The organism is uncultured Veillonella sp. (genome assembly GCF_905209685.1).
Taxonomy (GTDB): Bacteria; Bacillota; Negativicutes; order Veillonellales; family Veillonellaceae; genus Veillonella.
The window spans coordinates 1-1112 of sequence record NZ_CAJLUB010000200.1; the positions used below are offsets into that span (position 1 = coordinate 1).

2 protein-coding genes are annotated in these 1112 nt (G+C 38.7%); both read left to right on the plus strand.

The window, feature by feature from the left end; translation table 11 throughout:
- The coding region (locus QZ055_RS09385) for a threonine ammonia-lyase (protein WP_295826500.1) at positions 1-945 on the plus strand (945 nt) is incomplete at its 5' end.
- Between the two features lie 18 nt (positions 946-963).
- The coding region (locus tag QZ055_RS09390; protein ID WP_295826503.1) for a thiamine pyrophosphate-binding protein at positions 964-1112 on the plus strand (149 nt) is incomplete at its 3' end.

Genomic DNA, 1112 nt, shown 5'->3' on the forward strand with positions numbered 1-1112 from the left:
GCGACAATCGTCATGCCAAAACATACACCTCTCATCAAGGTGAATGCTACAAAACAATATGGTGCCGAAGTCGTTCTACATGGTGAGATTTATGATGAAGCTTACCAAAAAGCGATGGAATTACAACAAGAGCACGGATATGTGTTCGTCCATCCTTTTGATGACGAAGATGTTATCGAAGGGCAAGGTACAATTGCATTAGAAGTTCTTGAGGAATTGCCTGATGCGGATGTATTGCTAGTTCCTGTTGGTGGTGGCGGTATTGTTTCTGGTATCGCAGCTGCTGCAAAATTAAAAAATCCTAGCATTAAAATTATTGGTGTAGAACCAGAAGGCGCGGCTAGTGCAATAGCTGCGTTAAAAGAAGATCATCCTGTACCACTTAGTGAGGTGGCAACTATCGCAGATGGTACAGCTGTACGTCAAATCGGCGAAACTACATTAAAATATATTAAGAAATATGTAGATGAAATTGTTACTGTCTCTGATTATGAATTGATGGAAGCATTTTTGTTGCTTGTAGAAAAACATAAGTTAGTAGCAGAAAACTCCGGTATTTTACCATTGGCAGGCCTAAAAAAATTAGACTGTAAAGGCAAAAAGGCAGTAGCCATTGTTAGTGGTGGTAATATCGATGTACTTACGATTTCCTCTATGATCAATAAAGGTCTCGTATTGCGTGGTCGTATTTTCACTTTCTCTGTAAACCTTCCTGATAAACCAGGTCAATTGGTTGCTGTATCTCAAATGCTTGCAGATGCGGATGCAAACGTTATAAAACTTGATCATAATCAGTTTAAAAACCTTGACCGCTTCCATGAAGTGGAATTGCAAGTGACTGTAGAAACAAATGGTGAAGAACACATTCAACACATTATTGATACTTTCAAAAATAATGGTTACATTATTAAACGATTAAATTCCAGCGAGATTTTATCTGAATAGCTGGTCGAAAGGGTTCCTATGAGCGCAGAAACAATCAATGGGGCACGCATTGTCCTTGAAACATTGCATCGCCTTGGTGTAACCGACATGTTCGGTTATCCAGGTGGCGCAGTAATTCCAATTTATGATGAAATTTATAGCTTCCCTGAAATTAAACATTATTTTGT